We start from the raw sequence: 20,684 nt of genomic DNA on the forward strand, positions 1-20,684 counted from the left end.
GCCGGCCACCCCCTTGACACCCTATCGATAAGCGATAGGTTATCGATATTCGTTGTTATCGACTATCGATATGGAGGTGCGGGATGGCATACGGACTGGGTTCGGCACGAGCCAACAAATGGGCGATGGCGCTGTATGCGGCAATAGCGGTGGTGTGGTCGGGGTGGAGGCTGTGGAGGTACCACACGTCGGACTACGTCAGCGCCACCGTCACGCCGCGGGAAAGCGTGCCGGCTCTCGACCTGTTCGGCGGCCAGTTGCAGTCAGGAAACGTCATCGAGCTCAGCGTGGCCAAGAGCGATGTCCAGAGGCTCATCGGGATGATCGACTTCATGAGGTACGGCGAGATCGCGGCCGGTGGGGTCATCGTTCTCGTTGGAGTCTTCTTCGCGTACCGCTTCTTCGACAATGTCATCAAGGAAACCCCGTTCAGCACCAGTGCCAGCATGGACCTGGTCGTGGTCGCGGTCTGCTTGGTGTTGTATCCGATGATCACCGGAGGCCTTCGAGTGATGAGTACCAACGCGATCCAGGGCGCGCTCGAGACGACCGAGGTCACCGATACTGCACGCAGTACGGGCGCATTCTGGCTGGCTGTGATCGTGGCACTTGTACTGCAATTCGTCTACGCAGTCCTTCGGCAAGGCTCCAAGCTCGCTCGCGACGCCGATGGTCTGGTCTGATGACGGAGGAGTTCGTCGATCATCTGGTCGTCTGCCATCTGGGCGAGATTCTCGACGCCCGCGGCATGACGCTTGCCGAACTCTCGCGTCTCGCCGGGGTCAGCGTCGTGAATCTCTCGGTGCTCAAGAACGACCGCGCCAAGGCCATTCGATTCTCGACGCTCACCGCGGTGTGCCGCGTCCTCGGCTGCACCCCGGGCGACCTGTTCACCTTGCGCCAGATCTGACGTCCGCTCAGCCACACCAGTCGGACAAATCGAACAAGTACATTGGATGACGGTAACCAGCACTTCGAGAGAGAGTCCATCACATTGTCTGCTCCGGCCGGTCAACCGTTGTCCAAGGGTCAGAACGGGCCCCTCACCGTCGGTGACGTCGTCGTCTCGATCGCACTGGCCGTACCCGCGGACCTGTCCGCCCTGCTCGTCACCGACGCCGGGAAGGTACGGACGGACGCCGACTTCGTGTTCTTCAACCAGCCCACCGGCCCTGGCGTACGCCTCGAGCCCGGTCAGGGCGGTCCGGCTCGGCTGGCAGTGTCGCTCGCCGCCGTTCCCACCGACATCGAGCAGATTCGCGCGGTCATCACCCTCGACGACGCGTCGAGCAACTTCGGTCGTTCCACCGCCCCCATCGCACGGGTCAGCGACACCGCCGGAAATGTGTTGTACGAGTACACCATCGACGGGTTGAGCTCGGAATCCATCGTGATCGCACTCGAAATCTACCGTCGCCAGGGCAGCTGGAAGGTTCGGGCCGTCGGGCAGGGTTACGCCGGTGGATTCGCCGCGTTGGTGACCGATCACGGTGTGTCCGTGGACGACGCCCCGGCTCCCGCGCCGACACCTCCTCCAGCGCCGACACCTCCTCCCGCTCCCGCCACCCCACCTCCTCCCGCTGCACCGCCGACACCTCCTGCCGCACCGGCTCGCACCGAGGCTCCGGAAGTCAGCCTCACCAAGTCCAAGCCCGTCAGTCTCACCAAGGGCCAGAAGGTCACTCTCCGCAAGGACGGCGGCGTGGCCCTGACGGTCATTCGCATGGGACTGGGCTGGGACCCGGTGACCACTCCCAAGAAGGGTGGCCTCTTCGGCGGCGGAGGCCGCGCCGCGAACATCGACCTGGACGCGTCGGCGCTCATGCTTGCGGATCGCAACGTCAACGACGTCGTCTACTACGGCCAGCTCAAGGCCAAGGACGGCTCGATCGTGCACCAGGGCGACAACCTCACCGGTGAGGGCGAGGGGGACGACGAGGTCATCGTCGTCGACCTGACGCGGGTGCCCCAGCACGTCACCGGCATCATCTTCACGGTCACCTCGTACCGTGGGCAGACGTTCGAGCAGGTGGCGAACGCCTTCTGCCGCCTCGTGGACAACACCACCAACACCGAACTCGCCCGCTTCACCCTGCAGGGCGGCATGCCGTTCACCGGCCTGGTGATGGCGAAGGTGTATCGCCAGGGCAGTGAATGGAAACTACAAGCCATCGGCGACGGCATCGCGGCCAAGCACGCCGGTGAAGCCGTCAAGCAGCTGGGCCGCTATATGTGACCGGGCGGGCAGTAGTCGTCCGATCTGCAGCGCCGTCGAGAACGCCACCGAGCGGGTCGACGGCGCTGCCGTTTCGAATGAGGTCTTCGGACGGCCGGTAGATCTGCCGAATGATCAACGCGCACAACCCGATCACCGCGATATCGCGCACCACGACGGCTGCAGTGAACCATTGCTCGGGCACGCCCTTGTTCTCCACGCCCAAGTAGTAGTACATCCGCGGGAACCAGACGAACGCGTCGATCGTCATCCACGCCAACAGTATTCGGCGATGCGGTAACGCAAGCACGGCCAGTGGAACCAGCCACAGCGAATACTGCGGGCTCCATACCTTGTTGGTGAGCAGGAAGCCGGCGACCACCAGGAATATCAACTGCGCGAGCCGCGGCCGCACCGGGGCCGTCGTGCCGATGTAAGCGATGACCGCACACACGATGGCGAACAACACCAGCGTCACGGCATTGAGGATCAGGGGCTTGGCACCTGCGTAGAGCGGACCGTCGAAGCCGGGCCAGCCGGTGAACGAGGTGACCACGTTGTACAGGGAATCGGGGTCGGCTCCGCGTTCGGAGTTGAGCCGGAAGAACTCGTACCACCCCGACGGATACAGCAGCGCCAGAGGAAGATTCACGGCCAGCCAGGCTCCGATGGCAGCGCTCGCGGTCAGGCCCCACTCCCGCATCCGGCCGGTCCGCCAGCACAGCACCAGCAGCGGACCGAGGAACAGCAGGGGATAGAGCTTGGTGGCACCGCCGAGTCCGATCAGCACACCGGCGAGAACCGGCCTCTTCTTGGCCCATGCCAACAGACCGGTGAGCGCGAAAGCCGCGGCCAGAGCATCGAAATTGGTGAAGCCGTGGACGATCACCAGCGGCGACGCGGCGACCAGGGCCGCGTCCCAGATCCGGCGTCCGGCAGCTATTGCCGTGGCCCACACGGTGACGAGCCAGGCGACGGCAAGACCCAGGGCAACCACGTTGAAATACACGACGACGGGCAGGGCCTGGGGAAGGAAACTCAGCGAGTTCCACATCTTCCCGACGACCATCGAGCCGTACTGGTACAGCCCCGCGAGCACCGGGTACTCCATGTATCGAACCTGGGTCGAGCCGTCGGCCTTGGTTTCTTCCCAGGACTTCTTGTACGGGAACGCGCCTTGGTCGAGTCGCTCAGCACCGTACAGCGGCACGGTGTCCGAATAGCACATGGCCACGTACTGCCGGCTGCCACTCCAATCCAGTCCCAGTTCACCGTTGGGACCGACCGGAGCCTGCTGAATGCACGCCGCCTTCGCGAACCAACCGAAGCACAGGAAGATCACCGCCAACAGCAGGATCACCCGCAGTGCGGTGAACCACCGTTGCCGTCCGATCACCGCGTGACGTCCGACCGGACCGCCGATGACCGAGGACAATTCCCCGGCCATCGGATCGGTCCGACTGGGTAGATCTCGGTCTTTCTCGCTCGCCGAGTCGAGGCGACCCGGGCTCGCCAATGCTCGACCCTTGCGGTCGGGTTCGGTCGTCACCGGTGGAGTCGCTACTGCCCGGGAGTCGCCGGTTCGGGCGCTGCCGGTTCCGGTGCCGGCTGAGCCGGTGCCAACCCGGGAAGCGGAATCGTCACTCCGGGCAGAATTTCAACCTGCCGTGGCGTGATGACGACGGGCGGGGAGATCTCCGTCGGAATCGGCAGGGTCACCTGCGGCGGAGCAGTCGTCGGTGCGACCGTGGCCGTCGGTGCGGGCGCGGAGTACTGCGGCACTCCGGCCTGACCGGCAATGGCTTCGGGCGTCGGGAAGGTCTCGTTCGAGGTGCCCTCCAACGTGCCGTCCATCGTGTCTTTCCAGATGTCCGACGGTATGCCCGATCCGTAGATCGGTCCGCCGTAGCTGTTCTCGAGCGGCAGACCCTGCTCGGTGCCGACCCACACGGCCGTCGACAACGATGGCGTGTAGCCGACCATCCAGGCGTCCTTGTTCTGCCCGGTGTCGCCCAGCTGAGCGGTACCGGTCTTCGCTGCCGACTGACGACCACCGGCGAGGTTGTGACCGTTCGAGTACCCGGCGATCGGTCGCATCGCCGAGGTCACGTTGTCCGCGACCGCGGCCGAGACGACCTGCTGGCCGGCTTCGGGAGCGCGGTCGAGAAGCACGGTGCCGTCGGCGGTGACGACCTTCTGCACGAAGTGCGGGGTGTGATAGACGCCGGACGCAGCCAATGTCGCGTAGGCGGAGGCCATGTCGAGGACGCGAGACTGGTACTGGCCGAGCACAACTCCGTAGTTGGGACCCGCGTTGTCGGGCTCGGTCAGGGTGGGTCCGACGCCGTCGATCTCCTGCGGGATGCCGAGCTTGTGCGCCATGTCTGCGATGGCCTGCGGGCCGTTGTCCATCCCGAGCATCATGCGATAAAAGCTGGTGTTCAATGATCGTTTCAGCGCCTCGGCGATGGTGCACGTTCCACAGGAGGCACCCTCGACGTTGCTGATCTCGATGCCGTTGACGTCCAGCGGAGAGCTGTCGTACATCTTCGAGAGCGGGATGCCCTGATCCAGCGCGGCGGCCAGACCGAACACCTTGAACGACGATCCCGTCTGCAGGCCCGACTGCGCGAAGTCGAATCCGCGCCCGTCCGCGCCGCCGTAGTACGACCGGACCGCACCACTGCGCGGATCGACCGATACCGACGCCGTTCGCAGTTCCGACGGCTCGCCTTCGAGGTTGCTGTTCACGGCCTCGATCGCAGCTGCCTGCGCCTTCGGATCGATCGTCGTCGTGATCTGCAAACCCTCGGTGTTGAGGTCCTGCTCGCTGACTCCAGCAGCAGACAACTCGCGCAGTACTTGGGCCTTGATCAGACCGTTGGGACCAGCGTCGTCGGCGTCACCGGTGTCCACCTGGGAGGTCGGAACCACCGCCGGGAACATCATCGCGGCTCGCTGGGTGGAGTCGAGCTGGCCCTGCGAGACCATGCCGTCGAGGACGTAATCCCACCGAGCTTGCGCTCCCGTCGGGTTGACCTCGGGATCGAGGTTGGAGGGCTGCTGGATGACTGCCGCCAGCACAGCACCTTCCTCGACCGACAGTTGATCGACGGACTTACCGAAATACGCCGTGGACGCGGCTGCGATGCCGTACGCGCCACGACCGAAGTAGATGGTGTTCAGATAGGCCGCGAGAATGTCGTCCTTGGACCACTGCCGCGCCATCTTGGAGGAGATGACGAGCTCACGCATCTTGCGAGTCAGCGTCCGATCGTTACCGACCAGCGCGTTCTTCACGTACTGCTGGGTGATCGTGGAGCCGCCACCTGCGCTGTCGCGTCCGAGCACGTTGTCGCGCAGAGCCCGGCCGAATCCGGTGACCGAGAATCCGGGGTTGGAGTAGAAGTCGCGGTCCTCGGCCGAGAGCACGGCATTACGCACATGCTCCGGGATCTGGTCGATCGTCACGTCGGTCCGGTTGCCCTCGGGGGGCACCACCTTGCCGATCACGCTCGCACCGTCGGACGCAAAAATCGTGGCGACCTGGTTGGTTCTGAGGTCACCGGGGCGAGGCACGTCCACCAGCGTGTACGCCACCATGAACGCCAGAATCGGCACGATCAGGCCCAAGGCGATCAACGCGTACATCGTGCGCCGAACAACCCGCCACTTGGATTTCTTCTTCGTTTTCGCGGCGGAACCTCTTTCGGGCGGCTCGGGCGGTTCGTTGCCCGAGGAGCTAGCTGATGGATCGTTCGGTTCGTACGGGGGTGGGACGGATCCCGATCGGGTGATCCCGGTCGCAACGGATCCCGGCCCTACTGCGGAGCGCGCAGCGGGCGTGACCGGCGGCTCCCCATAGCGGCGTTCACCGGGGGGCCGACCCTGCGGAGGCATAGGACGCTGACCGGATGCAGTTCCTGGGCGCTGCCCGGGAGGTGGCATGGGTGGCCTGCCCTGCGGTGGCATCGGACGCTGCCCCGGAGGAGGTCCGGGTCGCTGACCGGGTGGCGGCATCGGAGGCCGACCCTGCGGCGGCATCGGACGCTGCCCCGGAGGAGGTCCGGGTCGCTGCCCGGGCGGAGGCATCGGAGGCCGACCCTGCGGCGGCATCGGACGCTGACCGGGCGCAGACATCGGACGCTGCCCGGGCGGAGGCACGGGACGACGTCCGGGCGGATCGGAATGCCTGCTGCCGCGCGGCGGCCCTGGCACGTCGGGACGCCGTCCGGAGTCGCTACGGCCAGGTTCGTTGTTACCCGGGTTGTTGTCGTAGGGGGAACTCACGTACAAATCTCCAGTAATTTCGGCGGCCGCGTCGACTTCTCGCGAAAAGGCATCAGCCGAGCGATTGTGTCACTCACTCGCGGTGCGACGGTTAGGTTGGCGGGAACCCGATCGCGGACGACGGGGTTGCTTGGGCGCGGGGACGGCCCCGAGGACGTAGGACTGGACGAGGTGGTTCCAACTGCAGGAGCGGCACACCTCGACCACGTGGACCGAGAATTCCTCCTGGGTCGCAGCGAGCCGGACGAGTTCGTCGGCCGTTCGCGCCGACCCGGACAGCGCACCGAGCTTCTCACCGAAAACCCAGGACACCAAGGTGAGCTGCTCTTTGCGGCAGATGGGGCACACCACATCGCTCCCGCGTCCGTGGAACTTGGCGGCGCGGAGCAGGTACGGATCCGCGTCGCAGACCGCTGCTACACCCGTCCTACCGGAGTAGACCTCGGCCAGCAGCGACCGACGCTGAAGGGCGTAGTCCACCACCTGTCGCTGAAGTCGCACGAGGACCAGAGTACGTGCGCCCTCCGAGATGGGGACGTGCGAACCCCCGCCTCGGCGGCGAAGGGGGCCCCTTTCGGCCGTAACGCGTTCGCTGCGTGTGGGTCTCGATCGGCGGCGAACAGGTTCGTCCGGTCCCTACACTCGTTCACATGTTCGCCACATCGGGAATCCGCGTGCGACCCCGACGGGACGACGACCTGAGCGCCCTCCTCCCCATCCTGCAACGTTCGCACTCGACGCATCGCTATCCCGTGCGCGCAGCAGTGGTACGAGCAGACTGGCTTGCCGCACCGGACGAACTCGAAGCCTGGGTAGCGGAGTATCACGACGCCGTCGTCGGACATGTCGCGCTGCATCCGACGGCAACACCCGGACAGGATCCCGGTACGGACGACGCGAGCGAGCAGTGGCAGCGAGCAACGGGTGTCGCGGCCGATCGACTCGCTGTCGTCTCACGCCTGGTCACCGACGGCGTCGTACCGGGCAGCGGAACGACGTTGCTCACTCATGCAGTGAATGCGGCACGGGACCTGGGCCGGGTACCTGTATTGCTGGTCGATCCGAGTAGCGCCGCCCTCGGCTTCTACGACAGGCGAGGCTGGCACCGAATCGGGACGGCTGCGCAACAGTGGGGCGAGTACCGAGTGGACGCGGTGCTCATGGTGGCACCGGTTCGGTGAACCGCTCATCCGACTCATGTTTGCCCGAGTTCGATCACGCCAACAGAGCGAAGACGGCACACAACACTGCACCACCGAGACGTATGCGGTCAGCTGATCGCAGCCGACCCATCAAGTGCAACGTGCGTCCCGTCCGCCCTAGATTGCCATGAACGGGAGCGGCCCCGAATGCAGTGGCGAGCGCGGAAATTACCGCGCCGGCAACGCTGATGAGGACAAAAGGGTGGGTTGAACCGGACACCAACACCCACAGACACGCAGCAGCAAGTAACCCATAGACCGGTCCGACGACGAGGGTGATCCGCCGCGCGTGGGCATCGTGGGCACGCGGCCAGTCGTCGTCCGGCACCTCCGCCAACGCCGGGTAGACAACGACGGTCACCACCAGCTGAAAGCCCAGATGCAGGGCGGCAGCGGCGGAGAGCGCGTCGACCGGGGTCATGAGTCGCAGGATACGTTCGTCGACTCGTGTGGCCTCTATCGATGTCGTCACGCGGGCGGTGGAGTCCACCGTCTGCGCGGGGATCGCGTCCCGATACTCGGCACCGCCTTGTCTTTCAATGTATCGGCGCGATACATTATTCGATAGTGCAGTCAATCGCATCGCCGTGTTGTGTCGTTGTATTCGAGAAAGGGGAGTTGCATGCTCGAGCTCGCAATTCTCGGTTTGCTTCTCGAATCACCCATGCACGGCTACGAGCTCCGCAAACGGCTCACCGGCCTACTCGGAGCTTTTCGAGCGTTTTCGTACGGATCGCTGTACCCGGCGCTCCGTCGACTACAAACCGACGGCCTCATCGCCGAGGACGCCGGTCCCGAATTGCTCGTGAAAAGACGGGCAAAGCGGGTGTACGTGCTCACCCCACTCGGCAAGGAACGATTTGCCGAACTGGTGGCCGACACCGGACCGCAGAACTACACCGACGACGGATTCGGCGTACATCTTGCCTTCTTCAGTCGAACCCCAGCAGAAGCTCGAGTCCGCATCCTCGAAGGCAGACGACGCCAGGTCGAGGAGCGCCGCGAAGGACTCCGCGACGCTGTGGCCAAGGCGAACGGAACACTCGACCGCTACACCCGGCAGCTCCATCAACTCGGTCTCGAATCGAGTGAACGCGAGGTGCGCTGGCTCAACGAAGTCATCGCAGCCGAGCAGGCCGGCCCCAACCCAGCACCGTCCCACACAGCACCGAACCGGACAGTCAAGACAGAAGGAGAACCCGACCATGGGTGAGAACAACAACGCAATCCGCGTGGCCATTGTGGGTGTGGGCAACTGCGCCTCATCCCTGGTCCAGGGTGTCGAGTACTACAAGGACGCAGACGAGAACGCCACTGTCCCCGGCCTCATGCACGTCATGTTCGGCAAGTACCACGTCCGCGACGTCGAGTTCGTGGCCGCGTTCGACGTGGACGCCAAGAAGGTCGGCTTCGACCTCTCCGACGCGATCTTCTCCAGCGAGAACAACACCATCAAGATCGCCGACGTGCCCCCGAAGGACGTCCACGTCCTGCGCGGACCGACCCTCGACGGCCTCGGCAAGTACTACCGCGAGACCATCACCGAGGCCGACGGCGAAGCAGTCGACGTCGCCCAGGCTCTTCGTGACGCCAAGGTGGACGTGCTCGTGTCCTACCTGCCCGTCGGATCCGAAGAAGCCGACAAGTTCTACGCACAGGCATCCATCGACGCAGGCGTCGCCTTCGTCAACGCACTGCCCGTCTTCATCGCCTCCGACCCCGTCTGGGCCAAGAAGTTCGAGGACGCAGGCGTCCCCATCGTCGGCGACGACATCAAGAGCCAGGTCGGTGCCACCATCACCCACCGCGTCATGGCGAAGCTGTTCGAGGACCGCGGCGTCCAGCTCGACCGCACCATGCAGCTCAACGTCGGTGGCAACATGGACTTCCTCAACATGCTCGAGCGCACCCGCCTCGAGTCGAAGAAGATCTCCAAGACCCAGGCCGTGACGTCGAACCTCCAGAAGGAGTTCAACGCCAAGGACGTCCACATCGGACCGTCGGACCACGTCGGCTGGCTCGACGACCGCAAGTGGGCCTACGTCCGCCTCGAAGGCCGTGCCTTCGGTGACGTTCCCCTCAACCTCGAGTACAAGCTCGAGGTCTGGGACTCGCCCAACTCCGCCGGCGTCATCATCGACGCAGTCCGCGCCGCCAAGATCGCCAAGGACCGCGGCATCGGTGGACCCGTCATCCCGGCGTCCGCATACCTGATGAAGAGCCCGCCGAAGCAGCTGGCCGACGACGTCGCTCGTGAGCAGCTCGAAGCGTTCATCATCGACGCGTAAATCTCTGCGGCACCATCGCGAACACCGCCCGCCGGTCCACTAGATGTGACATTGACCCCCGAAAGGGCCACCAAATGTCACATCGAGTGCCGGCGGGCGTTCGCTTATCCCGCGGCGATGATGTCGCGCGGATCGAAGGTCACCGTGATTTCCGTGATCTTCCCGTTCTCGATTCGCTGCCAGTTGGCGGTGGCGGCCGGTGGTGCGATCGAGGTGTGCAAGTCGAACCACGTCAGTACGTTCGGACCGTCCACGAAGACGTGCGCGATGTCGATGTCGGTCACGATCTGCGACATTCCCTTCAAGCCAGCCACACATTCGGCACCGCTGGCCGCTGTGCCGAGTGGCCCCCGGAAAGTCGCGTCGTCATCCAGGATCGACACCAGGGTGTCGAAGTCCTTCGCCTTCCAGGCCTCGAAATAGGTCGCTGCGATTTCTGCGGGTGTCTGCGTCATGACCTCGAGTCTCGAACCGACCGAGTCAGAAGTCCAACAGTTGGTTCTGATCATCGTGAGAACTTTTACTCATAGCCGCAGCTAGACAACACGCGCTATCGTTCTCGCGTGGCCATCGATCCCACCTCGAAGCATCCTGTCCTCGAACGCGTCCGCGCTCTGGCATTCGCGTACCCCGACGTGACCGAGAAGATCTCGCATGGCAGACCGACCTTTCGCACAACCTCGGTATTCGTTTACTTCGGCGGTGGTGTGAAGGGCGGCGACCAGTTCGACCTGTCGATCCTGGTCAAATGCGAGAGCGCCGAAGAGCAGCGAGCCTGCGAACTCGAACCGCGCTACTTCCATCCCGCATACCTCGGACCCGCAGGCTGGGTCGGATTCGACCTGTCCGATCCCGACAGCGATGTCTGGGCCGAGGCCGCCGAACTGATCGACTGCAGTTATCGCATCACCGCACCGAAGCGCTCTGTTGCGAGGCTCGACGCCGGCGAAGGTCCTGATCTTGGAGTTCAGCAATGGAACTGAGACAACTCGAATACTTCGTAGCTGTCGCAGAGGAAGCGAACTTCACCCGCGCCGCCGCCCGAGTGCACATCAGCCAATCCGGTGTCAGCGCTCAGATACGAGCACTCGAAAAAGAACTCGGTGCCGAGCTGATCGACAGATCCGGTGGCACAGCCACATTGACGACGGCCGGCCAGGCAGCTTTGACGCAGGCTCGCGCCACACTGGCCGCAGCAGGATCCGTCAAACAGTCCGTCGACGATGTGGCAGGCCTACTGCGCGGCTCACTGAGCATAGGTATGGTCACCGCCTGCACCGTTCCACCCCTGTTCGACGCGTTGGCACGCTTCCACGCGGCTCACCCCGGCGTCGAACTTGCTCTGCGCGAGGATAATTCGGACCGCCTGGTAGCTTCCGTTCGCGCCGGAGATCTCGATCTCGCGCTCGTGGGTATCGCCGCGCGGAGCCCCGACGGGCTCGAATCGACGGTGGTGATCGACGAACGGATCGTCGCGGCCGTTCCGCCTGAGCATCCGCTGGCGGCCCACGAGAACGCGACCTTGGCGCAGGTGTGCGCGCACCCGATCATCGCCCTTCCACACGGAACCGGAATCCGGGCCGTATTCGACAGGGACTGCGCCGGTGTAGGACTGTCACCGTCGATCATGTTGCAGGCCAGCGCTCCCGACGCAGTCGCCGATCTCGCTGCTCGCGGTCTCGGCGTCGCAATCCTCAGCGCATCGATGATCGAGACCTACCGAGATCGCCTGACCGCTGTGGAACTGACGGACTCGACCACGTCGGCACTTCTGGCGCTCGTCTGGACTCCGAACCCGAGCGCCGCGTCCGCGAAACTGCTGTCGCTGGCCAAGAGTGCCTTCGGTTCACCCTGATCGACATTCGAAACAAGAGTCGTTCGGCGCGCCGATCGGGACCTCGTGCCCCAGCGCCCACGGCAGGTGCGGACCTACCGTCAGGACATGAAGACACCCACCTTTCGTCAGCGTCTGCGCTACGACCTCGGAGGCGTCCTCCCGCCGGACCTGCAGGACTGGGTCCTGCAGGAACTGACCGGACCCAGATCCACCGCTCGGTACCTGGCTCGGTTCCTGCTGCCGCTGATCCCTGCGCTCCTGTTGTTCCTACTGTTTCCGGGACCGAACTGGATCGCAGTCCTGATGATGCTGCTCATCTTCATCCCGGTCCTCTACTTCGCCTCCGGGCTGCATCTGGTGTATCGAGCGTTCCGGCTCGGGCAACACGGAATCGATGCTGCATCGATTCCTCGCACGATGCCCCGCGCAGAGCGCGACCGCGAGACCTACGAGGCCAACTACAGGCATCCCTGACGAGGCCGTCCGCTGCGGATCAGCGAATTCTCTTGATCACGAACCACAGTGCGGCAAGCAGACCGAGCAACGCTACGGACGGCAGCACGCCGGGATCACCACCGATGATCCCGGCTACGGCGAACCCGAGTGCCACCAGCGCGAAGAACCCGAGAATGCCTGCCAACAACTGCAGGTGGTCCTGCGCCGTCACGACTTGACGCCGCCCGCCGTCAGTCCGGAGATGATGCGGCGCTGGAACAGCAGCACCATGATCACCAGCGGAATAGCCACGATGGTGCCCGCGGCCATGATCGCGGCATACGGCACCACGAGTGGATCGTTGCCGGTGAACCGCGCGATGGCTACGGTCACCGGCTCGGTCTTGTCGCTCGAGAGCTGACTGGCCAGCAAGTACTCGTTCACTGCTGCGATGAACGCGAGGATCGCGGTGGTGAACAGGGCAGGTGCGGCAAGTGGGAGCATCACCAGGCGGAATGCCTGGAAACGTCCGGCACCGTCGATCCGCGCGGCTTCTTCGAGTTCCCAGGGTAATTCGGCGAAGAACGCGGCCAAGGTGTAGATCGTCAACGGAAGCACGAACGAGATGTTCGGGATCACCATCGCCTGGTAACTGCCGATCCACCCGATGTTTGTGAAGAACTGGAACAGCGGGGTCACCAATGCGACGACGGGGAACATCGACGCACCCAGGATGATGCCCGTCACCACGTACTTGAAGCGAAAGTCGATGCGCGAGAGCGCGTATGCCGTGAAGATACCGATGACCAATGCGATCAGCGTGGTCGCGCCGCCGACGATCAGACTGTTGCCCACGGCACGCAGGAAATTGTTGCCGTTCGCCGTCGACAGTGCGTTCTCGAAGTTCTGCCACGTGACATGGGTCGGCCATGGCGTCGTATCGAAGGTGTAGCGAGGGTCGCGGAATGCCGTGACGACCATCCAATAGAACGGTGCCAGTCCCCAGACGAGAATGACGACGACACCGAGGTAGATGCGAGCCTGCTTCATCGGCCGGGCCCCTTACGCTGATTGTCCTGAGTAGCAACGGCATTGGCACCGAGAAACTTCACCAGGATGAACGCCACGACGAATATGAAAATGAACGAGATGGTCGACAACGACGCAGCGCTGTTGAATCCCTGCCGGATCTGCTCGACCACCAGGATCGAGATGGTTCGCGTGGCGGGGTTGCCCTCGGTGAGGATGGCGGGCAAGTCGTACATGCGCAGCGCGTCCATGGTGCGGAACAGAATTGCCACCATCAACGCAGGCTTGACCAACGGCAGTGTGATCTTGGTGAACCGCTGCCACGCCGATGCTCCATCGACGCGAGCCGCCTCGTAGACGTCGGCGGGAATCATCTGCAATCCGGCCAGAATCAGCAGCGCCATGAACGGCGTCGTCTTCCACACGTCGGCGATGATGACCGCGAAACGAGCGGGCCACGCGTCGCCGGTCCACAGAATGTTCGTTCCCAGAATGCGATTGGCGATACCGTCGTACGCAAAGATGAAGTACCAGAGTTTGGCCGTCACGGCGGTGGGGATTGCCCAGGGAATCAGAATCGCTGCGCGCAGCAGTGCGCGTCCGGCGAAGGTCTTGCCCATGATGACGGCCATTCCGAAGCCGATCACGACCTCGATGGACACCGTCACGACCGTGAAGAACGCCGTGTTGCCGACCGCGCCCCAGAACTGGGACCCGAGAGTTCCCGGCGGGCAGGGCACCAACGTGCCCGACGCCGAGGTGCACTGCTGCAGAATCCAATGCGTGTAGTTGTCGAAGCCGGCAGAACCGCCGGTGACGAACATCCCGGTAGCCGGATCGAGACCGGGATCCTTCGAGAAGGACATCACCAGGGCTCGGATCACCGGGTAGACGATGACGATCGCGAGGATGACCATCGTCGGTGCGATCAACAGCCAGGCCCGACCCTGCGTCAGGCCGAACCGCTTGTTCTTGGACCGCACATGCCGACCGCGGCCGGGGGACGAACCCCCGGCCGCGGTGGTTGCGGCGGCCCCACTGGTCACACCAGCAGGTACAGCCATTGGTTCTCCCGAAATCAGTTGGCGCCGGCGGTTTCGATACCGGCCTGCATGTCCGTGATCGCCTGGTCGACGCTCTTCTCACCCTTGATGGCGGCAGAGACGTTGTCCTGCACGGCCTTCGAGACGGCCGGGTAGAACGGGGTGACGGGACGCGGAACAGCGTTCTCGATGGATTCCTTCAATGCGGGAAGGTACGGCATCGCGGCGATCAGTGCGGGATCGTCGTACAGCGACGAGAGCACGGGCGGCAAAGCGCCCTCGGCGATGATGCGCTGTGCCTGCTCTCCCTGCATGAATCGCAGGAAGTCGGCCGCAGTGGCCTTGTTCTCGGAGTACGCGCTGATCGCAGCGTTGTAGCCGCCGAGCGTCGAGGTGCCCACTCCGGTGACTCCGGGAAGCGGCGCGACCGCGTACTTGCCGACCACAGCCGAACCTTCTTCTGCGGCGGTGCCGTAGACGTACGGCCAGTTGCGCAGGAACAGTGTCTTTCCGTCCTGGAACGCCTGCTGGCTGTCGGACTCCTTGAACGTGGTGTCCTGGGCCGGGATGACGCCGGTCTCGAACGCGGTGACCAGAGTCTGCAGTCCGGCCTTGGCCTCCGGGCTGTTGACCGTGGGGGTCTTGCCGTCCTCGGCAACGATCGATCCGCCGTGTGCGTTGATGATCTCCGACGCGTTGGCCGTCAGACCCTCGTAGGGGGCGAATTGCCCGGCGTAGCAATCGATGTTGTTGTCCCGGGCGACCTGGCAATCCTCGGTGAGCTCGGCCCAGGTGGTGGGCGGCTCGGGGAGCAGGTCACTGCGGTAGTAGAGCAGTCCGCCATTGGTGTTCTTCGGTGCCGCGTACTGCGTGCCGTTGTAGGTCGCACTCGCGACGGTCGCGGGCAGAACGCCTGCGTTGTCGAGAGCGAATTCGCCCTCGAGCGGGACGAGCCAACCCTTGGCCGCGAACTCGGCGGTCCAGACGACGTCGAGTGCCATGACGTCGTAGTCGCTCTGCTGTGCCTGGAGCTGCTGAACGAAGTCGTCGTGGGCCTGATCGGCGTCGGCGGACTGTTCCTTGAAGGTGACCTGCTCGTCGGGATGGCTGGAGTTCCACGCCGAGACGATCTGCTGGACGACACCGGTCTCGGTGGTGTCCTGGCCCTCTACATAGGTGATAGGTCCACGGCCATCGGCATTTTCGGATGCAGCACCCGAATCGCCGCTCGAACCGCTGTCGCTCGAACATCCGGTGAGCGTCAGCAGCGTGGCTGCTGTCGCAACCACTGCCACCTTCGTGATCAAAGACGCCATGTGTTCTCTCCACTTACTTCTACGCGGTGGTATGCGCCCGGAGATCGGCATGCAGAATCGTGCAGTGATGCTCCCCCGACACATATGTCGATGGGTACTGTGGCACACAACTCACCGACTGGTGGTCATTATCGAGTTCCTGAATCGGTCAACCCGGACGTGTCGGAGGTGCCCGGTAGCCTTTCGCTCATGAGTTCGGACAAGATGCTGACGCGAATCGGCGGACTGCTACGCCAGGCAGAGTCCACCGACAACCCCCACGAGGCCGAGGCCTTCATGGAGGCTGCTCAACGTTTGGCCACGTCGGCATCGGTGGATCTTGCTGTTGCGCGTTCGCACAGCGCATCCCGCGAACGGCAGGCGACGCCGACCCAGAAGGTCATCCCCATCGGTGAACCGGGCAAGCGTGGACTCAAGACCTACGTTCAACTGTTCGTTGCCATCGCGCACGCGAACGATGTCCAGTGCGACGTGTCCAGATCGTCGACGCAGGTGTTCGCCTACGGCTTCGACTCCGACATCGAGACCACCGAGGCCCTGTACTCCTCGCTGCTGATCCAGATGGTGCGAGCATCGGATGCGTACATCAAATCCGGTGCCTACAAATCCGAGACGGCCATTCGTACCGTCACCGAGATCAAGAATCGCCGACGCTACACCCGGCGCGAGGAAATGCCCGTCGCTGCCGTGACGGCACGGTTGAACTTCCAGACCGCGTTCGCAGCCCGAATCGGTCAACGGCTCGGCGAGGTGAAGAAAGACACCGAGGCGAAAGCGATCGCGCAGGAACAGCAGGGTGCCGGTACCGCATTGGTGTTGCGCAACAAAGAGATCGAGCTGCGTGACTATTACCGGCAGACCTCGACTGCGCGAGGACACTGGCGGGGCCAGAGCGCGAATGCTAGCTACTCCGAAGGTGCCCGCAAGGCCGGAGATCGAGCGGGCCGAAACGCGAAAATCGGTGGGCATGCCGAAATAGACGGCGCAAGCAGACAGCTGGGTCGCTGATCAGGGAGAGGACGACGTCGCCGTGAACACCGGCCAGCCGATGTCCGTGCGCCACAGCCTCGCATCCTCGGTATCACGCGGGCCGACGACGTAGACCTCCCGCACCGGTCCTGCGATTGCGAGGCCGTTGGTCTCCACGTGCACCCCGAGCGCGCCGTACGTGACGTCGATGTCGTCGTGAGGTCCGTGGTGGACCGTCACCGCGAGTTCGACGGCCGGCACATCCAGCGGCCGGACTCTGCCCGACGACGGTGCCAGGTCCGTCGGCACGTACACCGTCATCTGGCCGCGGCCTTCGGTGAACAACTCGTTGTCGTAGAGCCCGCCCGGTGGTCCCGTCGTGTCGGAAACGGCTGCGTCGATCTCGGCCATCGCGTCGGAGTACCAGCCCAACACATCGGACGCATCCACGACCTCGGAAATGGCTGCTACAGAGATTATTTCGGAGAACACGCGTCGAACATCGATGGCAGGGGGAGTCGGGGCCAACAGTCTACGCAGCGCCGTGACGGCTGATCGGGTGTCGTCCAATCGGCGCTCGAGCCGGGTGAGATGTTCGGTGATCAATCGCGCTCGAGCATCAGGGTCCGGTGTGCTCATGATCGCCCGCACGTCACGCTCGGGCATCTGCATACTGCGAAACCGGCTGATGATCTGCGCCGTCGACACCTGATGCGTGTCGTAGTACCGGTAGCCCGAGAAAGCATCCACGGTGGCAGGTTCGAGCAGCCCCGACTCGTGATAGCGCCGCAGCGTCTTGACCGACAGATGCGTGATTCGAGAGAACTCGCCGATCGTGAGCAATCCGTTCATGCCCACATTCTCGCCCCTCCCCGTGGGGGAGAGTCGACGCTCGGGTGTAGTCGGGGCCGCCGCAAACGCGAGCGCGTTTGCCAGGTGCGCGCGAAATAGCCCCGAATCCGACGCGAATCTGCTCGCGTATGGCGAACGCGCGCGCGTTTGCGGGGGAATCGCGGACGGGGGAAGGCAAGGACCCGGGATTGCGATCAATCCAGGCGAATGAGCACCACGCGAAGGCCGACGACACTGGCAATGGGGAACAGCGCAGCGACCAGCCACGGGATGGCGGCACCCCAGCCGGTGTCGGGGGAGGCGTCGATCACCGCCCCGAGTGCGATCGATCCGATCAATACTCCTATGCCACCGAGTGAGGCCATGAAGCCGTAGTAGGAGCCCAGTCGACGTTCGGCGGCCATGCGCGGCACCAGGTCTCGGGCCTGGGGCATGGCAATCATCTGTCCGAGAGCGAGAAGCAGCACGAACAGCGCTGCCGGAACCAGACCGACCCATCCCTGCAGTTCGAGGGGCGCGGCAACGGCGACGAGCACGAAAGACAGTGCCATGACGGCGAATCCGAGCGGCAGCGTGAGGCGCGGTGCCGTACCCGCGACACGTCGGGTTATCGGCAGCTGCGCCGACACCACGAGCACAGCCGAGATCGCGAAGAACCAGCCCAGCACCGTCTGCGATCCCCACGCCCGCTCCACCTCGAGGGGCAGCAGCAGGTACAGCTGGTTGTACGCCACCAGTTGCGCGCTCATCGCCACTGCGAAGAGCACAAAAGTTCTGTTGCGCACCACATCGGTCCAGCCCGAGAGCCACGGATCGTCGCGATGCTCGCCGGGCTCACGTGGCAACCATCGGATGTGTGCGACAACGACGAGGACGAAGATTGCTGCGGCGACGAGGCATGCGACCCGAAAGTCGGCCAACAGCAACAGAGATCCGATGAGCGGGCCGGTGAACGAGCCGATCTGACTACACACCGACATCAGCGCGAACGTCTCCACTCGAGTGACAGAGCCACTGCGCTCACTCTTGCCCGCCTCGATGGCGACCGCGGATTCGACTGCGGGAGAGAACAATGCCGCAGCGAACCCCACCATCACCGTGGCGGCCAAGACACCGGAGAGGGAATTGAACAGCGCCAGACCGAGGAATCCGAACACACGCAATACACAGCCGACGAGGACCACCGGCTTGATGCCCCACCGGTCGGCGAGGGTGCCACCGACGAAGAACAGCCCTTGCTGCGAGAACGTCCTGATTCCGAGCACGACACCGACCAGTGCCGCACCGAGTCCCAGATCGGAGGTCAGATGCACCGACAGATACGGCAACACCATGAAAAATCCGATGTTGAATGTCATCTGCGTCAGTACGAGCAGTCGGACGGTGGGGGTGGCCCGCCGTAGATCGACGAGAAACGACCACCGCCATCGCGTCGGCGACTCGTCGGTCCTCGAACTCATGTAACGCGCCCTCCTGCATCGACTTTCTCGACGACGCTACCGGTCGACCTCACCCGACCCGAGGTGGCACTGGCGACGGATACGGCGATGACGGCCAAGGCGATGAGAGACGCCAGTGGAGCTGCCGCAACCCGTGGTGCTCGCTCGACGGCCGCTACCCCGTCGGACAGGATCAACCCCCAGTCCGCGGTCGGAGGTTGCGGACCGAGACCCAGAAATCCGAGGGCGGCCAGGGCCAGCGCGACACCGGGCAGTCGAATCATGGCGTGTCGAAGGACGGCCGGCAGCACGCCGGGAACGATGCTGCCGAACAGGATTCGGCCTCGACCGGCACCGAGTGTGGGCAGGATGGAGACGTAGGGCTGCGCTCGCGCCTCGTCGACGAGTGCGGCGGTGTGGGCGGCGAGAGGAGCCCACGTCACGATCAGCACCGCCACCGCGGCACCGCCGGCGCTGGGACCCCAGATAGCGGCGATGAGGATGCCGGTGACGACGGGAGGGGCGGCATTGGTGACTTCCACGAGGCCTCGGGTCGCCCGGGGGATCAAGCCCAGCAGCACCCCGACGCACAACGCTGCCAGCGTGACCGCCAGCGACAGTCCGATCGATCGCACGGCACCGTCCGCCACTCGGGCGAGCAGGTCGCGGCCGGACGCGTCGGTTCCGAACGGGAACGTCGCCGACGGTCGAGCGAACTTCTCACGAGTGGTGACCTGACCGTCTCGTGGCAACCCCACCAGAACCATGACCGCGAGCAACGATGCGCCTGCGAACGGCACGACCCATCGGCGCGGGGACGGGTGGAACACCCCGGCCGGGATCGGAATGGCCTTCTCGTGCAGTGCGCTGCCGAGCAGTAGACGGCGTAACAGTTCCGCCGCGATACCGAGCGCGGCACTGACGGCCAGCAGCAGCAGGATGTCGATCTGTAAGGCGGGCAGGTCCTGAGACTGAGCATCTCCGAGGGTCGAGCGACCCAATCCTGGTATGGCGAAAACCTTTTCGACGGCCACCGCGCCGCCCGTCATCGCAACCATGACCAGACCGACCTGTGAGGCGAGACCGGGGACTGCGCGGCGCAGCACCGCGACGGCAATCTGCCGCCGAGAGAACCCGGCCACCGTCCACGTGATCACCCATCCCTCGGTGAAGGTGACCGCCACGGCGTCGGCGAGGAGGCGACCGAGCAAGCCACCCGCTGGAAGGCCCAGTGCCAGTGCGGGTAACACCGCGTACTCCGGTCCGTTCCATCCGTAGGCCGGAAACGACAACCACACTGCGCCGACGACCACCAGTACCGATGCCAGCAGGAACTCCGGCAGAGACGTCAGGGCGGCCGCAATGCTGCCGCCGGTGCGTTTCGGGGTACCGCGCAGTCCCGCCCGCATGCTGGGCCCGACGACGAGGGCAGCCGTGACCGCTGCGACGACCATCGCGAACGCCATCAGAGTCAGCGAGACGGACAGCGCCTCGAGTGCACCGGGTAGTACGGGTCTACCTGTGTTCCAGGATGTCCCGGGGTTACCCGACGCGAGGCCGGTGAGCCAGTTCCAGAACGTTCGTAGCGGGCCGGCGTCGAGGCCGAGATCGGCGCGGATGGCGGCGAGTGCCTCGGGGGTCGCTTCTTGCTCGGCCGATCGTGCTCGCAGAATGCTCAGCGCGGGATCTCGGTCGGACAGCCAGGGCAGCATGCCGACGAGAAGTACGACGGCCGCCACCGAGAGCAGCCGTGAGACAGTCGTTCTCAC

22 protein-coding genes are annotated in these 20,684 nt (G+C 64.4%); 10 read left to right on the forward strand and 12 right to left on the reverse strand.

The genetic code is table 11. From position 1 onward, the window contains the following. Window positions 1-83 precede the first annotated feature (83 nt). The 3 genes from AC5WEY_RS03965 (at window position 84) to AC5WEY_RS03975 (ending at window position 2,236) form a co-directional block, all read left to right on the forward strand. A complete protein-coding gene (locus tag AC5WEY_RS03965; protein ID WP_495644776.1) occupies window positions 84-683 on the forward strand; it encodes a hypothetical protein in 600 nt (199 codons plus the stop codon). Next, a complete protein-coding gene (locus AC5WEY_RS03970) occupies window positions 683-910 on the forward strand; it encodes a helix-turn-helix domain-containing protein (protein ID WP_495644777.1) in 228 nt (75 codons plus the stop codon). Before AC5WEY_RS03965 ends, AC5WEY_RS03970 begins: the two co-directional genes overlap by 1 nt. A gap of 84 nt (window positions 911-994) precedes the next feature. Beyond that, window positions 995-2,236: a TerD family protein gene (locus AC5WEY_RS03975; protein ID WP_495644778.1), complete on the forward strand. Its 1,242-nt coding sequence runs from the start codon at window positions 995-997 to the stop codon at window positions 2,234-2,236. Here AC5WEY_RS03975 and AC5WEY_RS03980 read toward each other — a convergent pair. From AC5WEY_RS03980 to AC5WEY_RS03990, 3 genes are all read right to left on the reverse strand, one after another. After that, window positions 2,211-3,662 (reverse strand): glycosyltransferase family 87 protein, encoded by a 1,452-nt coding sequence (locus tag AC5WEY_RS03980; protein WP_495645521.1) that lies wholly within the window; start codon window positions 3,660-3,662, stop codon window positions 2,211-2,213. The genes AC5WEY_RS03975 and AC5WEY_RS03980 overlap by 26 nt on opposite strands. 113 nt (window positions 3,663-3,775) lie before the next feature. Then, window positions 3,776-6,259, reverse strand: a complete 2,484-nt coding sequence (locus tag AC5WEY_RS03985) for a transglycosylase domain-containing protein (protein ID WP_495645522.1) — start codon at window positions 6,257-6,259, stop codon at window positions 3,776-3,778. 315 nt (window positions 6,260-6,574) lie between these two features. After that, window positions 6,575-7,006, reverse strand: coding sequence for a DUF5318 domain-containing protein (locus AC5WEY_RS03990; protein WP_170944655.1), 432 nt, complete (start codon window positions 7,004-7,006; stop codon window positions 6,575-6,577). A gap of 149 nt (window positions 7,007-7,155) precedes the next feature. On the opposite strand from AC5WEY_RS03990, the gene AC5WEY_RS03995 reads away from it, so the two are divergent. Then, a complete protein-coding gene (locus AC5WEY_RS03995) occupies window positions 7,156-7,686 on the forward strand; it encodes a GNAT family N-acetyltransferase (protein ID WP_495644779.1) in 531 nt (176 codons plus the stop codon). Window positions 7,687-7,720: 34 nt separating this feature from the next. Here AC5WEY_RS03995 and AC5WEY_RS04000 read toward each other — a convergent pair whose 3' ends face one another. Next, complete coding sequence (locus tag AC5WEY_RS04000) at window positions 7,721-8,128, reverse strand: hypothetical protein (RefSeq protein ID WP_495644780.1); 408 nt, start codon at window positions 8,126-8,128, stop codon at window positions 7,721-7,723. A gap of 201 nt (window positions 8,129-8,329) precedes the next feature. On the opposite strand from AC5WEY_RS04000, the gene AC5WEY_RS04005 reads away from it, so the two are divergent. Both AC5WEY_RS04005 and AC5WEY_RS04010 read left to right on the forward strand, forming a co-directional pair. Beyond that, complete coding sequence (locus AC5WEY_RS04005) at window positions 8,330-8,920, forward strand: PadR family transcriptional regulator (protein WP_057478327.1); 591 nt, start codon at window positions 8,330-8,332, stop codon at window positions 8,918-8,920. Further along, window positions 8,913-9,995 (forward strand): inositol-3-phosphate synthase, encoded by a 1,083-nt coding sequence (locus tag AC5WEY_RS04010; protein WP_495644781.1) that lies wholly within the window; start codon window positions 8,913-8,915, stop codon window positions 9,993-9,995. Before AC5WEY_RS04005 ends, AC5WEY_RS04010 begins: the two co-directional genes overlap by 8 nt. Window positions 9,996-10,099: 104 nt before the next feature. On the opposite strand, the gene AC5WEY_RS04015 is transcribed toward AC5WEY_RS04010, so the two are convergent. Next, window positions 10,100-10,450 (reverse strand): nuclear transport factor 2 family protein, encoded by a 351-nt coding sequence (locus tag AC5WEY_RS04015; protein WP_057478329.1) that lies wholly within the window; start codon window positions 10,448-10,450, stop codon window positions 10,100-10,102. A 108-nt stretch (window positions 10,451-10,558) separates the two neighbouring features. Here AC5WEY_RS04015 and AC5WEY_RS04020 point away from each other — a divergent pair, with 108 nt between their 5' ends. The 3 genes from AC5WEY_RS04020 to AC5WEY_RS04030 all read left to right on the forward strand — a co-directional run bounded on the left by AC5WEY_RS04020 (window position 10,559) and on the right by AC5WEY_RS04030 (window position 12,306). Next, a complete protein-coding gene (locus tag AC5WEY_RS04020; RefSeq protein WP_495644782.1) occupies window positions 10,559-10,978 on the forward strand; it encodes an MmcQ/YjbR family DNA-binding protein in 420 nt (139 codons plus the stop codon). Further along, window positions 10,969-11,850, forward strand: coding sequence for a LysR family transcriptional regulator (locus AC5WEY_RS04025; RefSeq protein ID WP_057478331.1), 882 nt, complete (start codon window positions 10,969-10,971; stop codon window positions 11,848-11,850). Before AC5WEY_RS04020 ends, AC5WEY_RS04025 begins: the two co-directional genes overlap by 10 nt. An 87-nt stretch (window positions 11,851-11,937) precedes the next feature. Then, complete coding sequence (locus AC5WEY_RS04030; protein WP_057478484.1) at window positions 11,938-12,306, forward strand: DUF5313 family protein; 369 nt, start codon at window positions 11,938-11,940, stop codon at window positions 12,304-12,306. 19 nt (window positions 12,307-12,325) lie between these two features. On the opposite strand, the gene AC5WEY_RS04035 is transcribed toward AC5WEY_RS04030, so the two are convergent. From AC5WEY_RS04035 to AC5WEY_RS04050, 4 genes are read right to left on the reverse strand one after another with little or no spacing between them, the layout of a single operon-like run. Next, complete coding sequence (locus tag AC5WEY_RS04035) at window positions 12,326-12,499, reverse strand: hypothetical protein (protein ID WP_200936616.1); 174 nt, start codon at window positions 12,497-12,499, stop codon at window positions 12,326-12,328. Further along, on the reverse strand, window positions 12,496-13,317 hold the full coding sequence (locus AC5WEY_RS04040) for a carbohydrate ABC transporter permease (protein WP_428693278.1): 822 nt from the start codon (window positions 13,315-13,317) through the stop codon (window positions 12,496-12,498). The genes AC5WEY_RS04035 and AC5WEY_RS04040 overlap by 4 nt, the downstream gene beginning before the upstream one ends. After that, a complete protein-coding gene (locus AC5WEY_RS04045; RefSeq protein ID WP_179276039.1) occupies window positions 13,314-14,360 on the reverse strand; it encodes a carbohydrate ABC transporter permease in 1,047 nt (348 codons plus the stop codon). The genes AC5WEY_RS04040 and AC5WEY_RS04045 overlap by 4 nt, the downstream gene beginning before the upstream one ends. Before the next feature lie 14 nt (window positions 14,361-14,374). Beyond that, window positions 14,375-15,655, reverse strand: coding sequence for an ABC transporter substrate-binding protein (locus tag AC5WEY_RS04050; protein WP_428693280.1), 1,281 nt, complete (start codon window positions 15,653-15,655; stop codon window positions 14,375-14,377). A 189-nt stretch (window positions 15,656-15,844) separates the two neighbouring features. Here AC5WEY_RS04050 and AC5WEY_RS04055 point away from each other — a divergent pair, with 189 nt between their 5' ends. Next, window positions 15,845-16,663 (forward strand): DUF2786 domain-containing protein, encoded by an 819-nt coding sequence (locus AC5WEY_RS04055; protein ID WP_495644783.1) that lies wholly within the window; start codon window positions 15,845-15,847, stop codon window positions 16,661-16,663. On the opposite strand, the gene AC5WEY_RS04060 is transcribed toward AC5WEY_RS04055, so the two are convergent. The 3 genes from AC5WEY_RS04060 to AC5WEY_RS04070 all read right to left on the reverse strand — a co-directional run bounded on the left by AC5WEY_RS04060 (window position 16,664) and on the right by AC5WEY_RS04070 (window position 20,684). Then, the gene (locus AC5WEY_RS04060) at window positions 16,664-17,476 is read right to left on the reverse strand and encodes a MerR family transcriptional regulator (protein ID WP_495644784.1); all 813 of its coding nucleotides are present in this window, start codon (window positions 17,474-17,476) and stop codon (window positions 16,664-16,666) included. A gap of 194 nt (window positions 17,477-17,670) precedes the next feature. Next, window positions 17,671-18,936, reverse strand: coding sequence for an MDR family MFS transporter (locus tag AC5WEY_RS04065; protein WP_495644785.1), 1,266 nt, complete (start codon window positions 18,934-18,936; stop codon window positions 17,671-17,673). Then, the gene (locus AC5WEY_RS04070) at window positions 18,933-20,684 is read right to left on the reverse strand and encodes an ABC transporter permease subunit (protein WP_495644786.1); all 1,752 of its coding nucleotides are present in this window, start codon (window positions 20,682-20,684) and stop codon (window positions 18,933-18,935) included. The genes AC5WEY_RS04065 and AC5WEY_RS04070 overlap by 4 nt, the downstream gene beginning before the upstream one ends.

The organism is Rhodococcoides sp. S146-33 (assembly GCF_059489205.1).